A 4,876-nucleotide genomic window follows, 5' to 3' on the forward strand; every position below is an offset into this window, starting at 1 on the left:
GCCGGCGCCGGCTCGGCCCAGGTGAACGCCGGTGTGTCGGCCGGATCCTCGCCGAAGGCGGCGGCCAGCTCTTGTGGGTGCTCCTCGGCCAGATACGCCGCGAACTCATCGGCGCTGGGGTACTCGTACAACGCCGACGGGTCGATCGACACGTCGAGTTGTTTGCCGAGGGTCTGCATGAGCTGGGAGACCAGGATCGATTCGATGCCGTAGTCCTGCAGCGGCACGTCCCCGGCGAGCCGGGCCCGGTCGAACCGCAGTTCCGTCGCGACCTGGTCGAGCAGCCACGAGGCCACCGCGTCGACCGCTTTGCGGAGCGCGTCCGGCGGCGTCGCAGCCTGCGGGGCGGGTGCGATGGCGTCCGGAGCCGGGCGGCGGTCCGGGTCCGGGGTCAGCCGACGGTCGGTCAACCGCTCCGGATGCCAGTCGGCACCCGGCCGCACCACCGCGGGCAGGACCACGCGCGCACCGCTGGCGAGCGCCCGCTCCAGCAGATCGAGCCCCTGCTCGTCCGTCAGCGCGGCCAGCCCGGAGGCCTGGTAGGCGGCGCTGCGCGCCTGCCCCATGCCGGTGTCCTTCCAGCTCGGCCATTGCACGCTGACCAGCGGCAGGCCGTACGGGCGTGCCTCGGCGACCGCGTCCAGGTAGGCGTTCGCCATGGCGTAGTCGCTCTGGCCGACCGCGAGCGCGGGTACGACGGCGGAGGCCGAGGAGTAGAGCACGAACAGGGCCAGTGGCTCGTCGCGGAAGCACTCCACGAGCGTGTCGAGGCCGAAGATCTTCGGGCCGATCACCCGCTCGATCCCGCTCCGTGGCTTACGTACGAAGGCCGGGTTCTCGGCATCGCTGAAGCCCGCGCTGTGGATCACTCCGCCGATCGGGCCGAGCTGGGACTTGGCCTCGGCCAGCGCCGCGGCGGTGGCCGCCTTGTCGTCCAGCGCCACGCTGAGCACCCGCAACTCCACGCCTTGGTCCACCAGTTCGGCGAGGGGGCGCAGCTTGCGGCCGAGCGCGGTGTCCGCCGCGATATGGGCGGACCATTCGGCCCGTGGCGGCAGCGCCTCGCGACCGGTGAGGACCAGCTTGCGCACGCCGTGGCGGGCGACGAAATGCCGGGCGGTCAACAGGCCCACGCCACGGGTACCGCCGGTCACCCAGAGCGCATGGCCCTCCGGGAACCGCGGCTCGTGCCGCGGGCCGGTGGCCGGTTCGGCCAGCCGGGCCTGGTGGCGTACGCCGTCGTGGTAGGCGATCCGGGCGGGCGAGTCACCGGCCCGGAGCTCATCGGCGACCCACCGGCACAGCTGCTCGTCCGTGGCGTCCCCCATCTCCACCTGGCGGGAGCGCACATGGCGGTACTCGCTCTGCAGCATCCGGTACAGCCCGGCCCGCGCCGCGCCGCCGAGCCCGGCCGCCGTGCCCCGGGAGACGAGGAGCGCGGTGAGCTCGCGCTGGTTCCTGTCCATCGCGCGCTGAAGCCAGCTCACCCAGGTGGTCAGCCGGGAGTGGCCGGCAGGCTCATCCGGATCCGCGCAGCCGGCCAGGTCGATCACCGCGTCGAAGCGGTCGCCTCGGGTGTCGGTGGCGAGCTGATCGGGGGTGAGCACCTCCGCGCCCGGCAGGGTGGCGGCGAGCCGGGTGGCCAGCCCCTCGGTCCCGGGCGCCGCCAGAACGGCGGTCCGGCCGGGCAGCGGGGTGTTCAGCGTCGACTCGGCGGGCTCCCACTGCGTGGTCAGCAGCAGCCCCTCGGCGCCGGCCGGGGCAGTCGGCTCGGCATCCGCGGCCGCCAGCCAGACCCGTTCGCCGTCGAAGGGATAGCCGGGCAACGACAGCCGGCAGCACCGCGCTCCCTGGTGCAGGGCCGGCCAGTCGACCTGCCGGCCGGAGGTCCATGCCTCGGCGTACGCGGCGGGATCGGCGGGCAGCGGCCCGGCGGCCGGGGCCTTGCGCGGATCGACGACGCCGGTCCAGCTGTCGGCGGGGGTGCCGCCTGCGACGAACTCGTCCAGGCGCCGGACCAGTTCCGGCAGCTCCGTGAACCGGATCGCGAGCCGGTGTGCCATCGCCTCACGGCCGGTCTGGAGCGTCCAGGCGAGGTCCCGCGGCGCGCATGCGGCGTTCCGCAGATGCGCCGCCAGCCGGCGGGCCTGCGCCACCAGCCGGTCGGCTTCGCGAGCGGAGACCACGGCCAGCTGCGGGCCCGCCGAGGAGGCGGCCGGCTCCGGCTCGCCGAGGTATTCCTGCAGGATGACATGGGCGTTGGTGCCGCCCGCGCCGAACGAGCTCACGCCCGCGGCCCTCGGCCGCACCGTGCCGTCCGCCAGCGTATGCCGCGGCCACGGCGCCACCTCGCGCTGAACCTCGAACGGGGTGGCCGCGAAGTCGATGTTCGGGTTGATCTCGGCGGAGTGCAGCGAGGGGGCCAGCTCGCCGTGGCGCATCTGCAGCAGCACCTTGGTGACCGCCGCGATACCGGCCGCCGACTCGGCGTGTCCGATGTTGGACTTCACCGAGCCGATCGGCAACCGCTCCGGCATATCGCCCCGGAACGCCTGCATCATGCCGGCGACCTCCACCGGGTCGCCGAGCGCGGTGCCGGTGCCATGCGCCTCCACATAGCTCAGATCCGCGGGCCGCATACCCGCGCGGTCGAGCGCGGCGCGCACCAGATCGCCCTGCGCCTTGGGGTTCGGCACATTGAACCCGCGCCCCGTGCCGCCGTGGTTGACCGCGGACCCCTTGACCACGGCCAGGATGCGGTCCCCGTCGGCCACCGCCGCGTCGAGTCGCTTGAGCAGCACGGCGCCGGAGCCCTCCGACGGGACGTATCCGGTGCCACCGGCCCCGAAGCTGCGGCACCGGCCGTCCTCGGAGAGGAAGCCACGCCATGCGAGCTGCAGATACTTCGCGGGATGGCTGGTGATGTTGACACCGCCTGCGACCGCGACCTCGCAGTCGCCGTTGCGGATCGCCAGACACGCCTGGTGGATCGACACCAGCGCGGAGGAGCACATCGTGTCGAGGCCGACGCTGGGTCCGGAGAAGTCGAAGAAGTACGAGACCCGGTTGGCCACCGAGGCGAACGACGAGTGCGGCGGCAGCCCCTCGCCGCGCAGCGCCTCCTGCACCCCGTACAGCTGGTACTGGCCGTACATCATGCCCACGAACACACCCGTGCGGGTGACGCGCAGCTGCTCACGGGTGTAGCCGGCGTCCTCCATCAGATGCCACACGGTCTCCAGGAACACCCGCTCCTGGGGGTCGGTGTGCTCGGCCTCGATCTGCGACATCCGGAAGAACAGCGGGTCGAAGCGGTCGGCGCCGCGGATGAAACCTCCCCACTTGCCGTACGTCTTGCCGAAGGCCGACTTGTCGGGGTCGTAGAAGCGGCTGTTGTCCCACCGTTCGCGGGGGATCTCCTCGATGCTGTCCCGGCCCGCCCGGAGGTTGCGCCAGAACTCGTCGACGTCGTCGGCCTCCGGGTAACGGCCCGCGACGCCGATGATGGCGATGTCGTCGCCGACGGCCGCGGGCCGCGGCCGCACCGGGGCGGCCTCTTCGGCGACGGCTTCCGCCTGGGCGAACGCGCCGGGGTGCGCGGCGGTCAGGTGGTCCGCCAGCTCACGGACGGTCAGGTACTCGAACAGCAGGGTCTTCGACAGCGGGCCGAGGCGGTCCTCGAGCTTGCGGGTCACGCCCAGCGTGATCAGCGAGTCCACGCCGTAGCTGTCGAACGGCTCGGTGGGGATGATCTCCGACTCGGGAAGCTTCAGCTCCTCCGCCATGATCCCGATCAGCCACTCCTCCGCCGCGGACTGAGAATCTGCGGACCGGGAGTCGGCGACCTGAGCGTCGGCGACCGCCCGCGGCCGGGGCGGCTCGGCGGCGGGCGTGGCGGGCGTCCGGGCCGGCTCTTCGTTGAGGGCGGTCAGTATCCGGTCCGGATCACCGGGCGCGAGCAGCACCCGCACCGCTGGCCCGGCCAGAACACGCTCGAGCGCTTCCATGGCGGGGCCGGTGCGCACCACGCGCATGCCCGTCTCCCGCGTCATGCGCCGCAGGTCGGCCGCCTCCACCCGCATCCCGCCGTCGGCCCAGACCGGCCAGGCCGCGGCCAGGGTGTGCCCGTGCCGCAGGCCCTGCCGTCGCTGCTGCTCCCGGCGCTCCGCGAAGTGGTCGAGGAACGCGTTGGCGAAGGCGTAGTCGGTCTGGCCGACGTTGCCGAAGGCCGCCGCCGCGGACGAGAAGGTCACGAAGTAGTCCAGCGTGTCGTCCCGCGTCGCCTCGTCCAGCCACACCGTGCCCCGCACCTTGGCGGCCAGCACCGCGTCCACGTCGGCCCAATCCTTTCCGTGCAGCAGGCCGTCCCTGAGCACCCCGGCGAGGTGCAGCACACCGCTGATCGCGCCGTGCGACCGGCGCACCTCGGCGATCAGCGCACGCACGGACGCGGCGTCCGCGACATCGGCTTGCGCCGTATGCGCCCCGATGGCCTCGATCCGCGCCCGCGCCGCCGGGTCCGGGGCGCGGCGGGAGACGAGCACGATCGCGCCCCTGCTCGCCCGGGCCACGTGCTCGGCGAGCAGCAGGCCGAGTCCGCCGGTGCCGCCGGTGATCACATGGGCGCCCGAGCCCGTGAACGGTGCCGCGCCGCCGGCCGGCAGGCTCAGCCGGCGCCAGGCCGCGCGGGTCCGCTCGCCGCCGTCGATCCGTACGTCCGGCTCGCTCTCCGCGCGGAGCTCGGACACCACCGCTTCGGGGAGGGATCCGGCGGCCACGGCGAGCACGCCGAAGCCGATCGACGGGTGTTCCCGCCGGACACTGCGGCCGAACGCCGCCATCGCGGGGTGGGCGGGCGAGGTGGCGGGCTCGCGGT

1 protein-coding gene is annotated in these 4,876 nt (G+C 73.6%); it reads right to left on the reverse strand.

The genetic code is table 11. The annotated features are described in order from the left end of the window. Positions 1-4,876, reverse strand: a 4,876-nt coding sequence (locus tag CCN51_RS30715) for an SDR family NAD(P)-dependent oxidoreductase (RefSeq protein WP_143675926.1), incomplete at both ends; no start/stop codon positions are given.

Origin of the sequence: Streptomyces milbemycinicus, from assembly GCF_002154605.1 — a bacterium.
GTDB lineage: Bacteria > Actinomycetota > Actinomycetes > Streptomycetales > Streptomycetaceae > Streptomyces > Streptomyces milbemycinicus.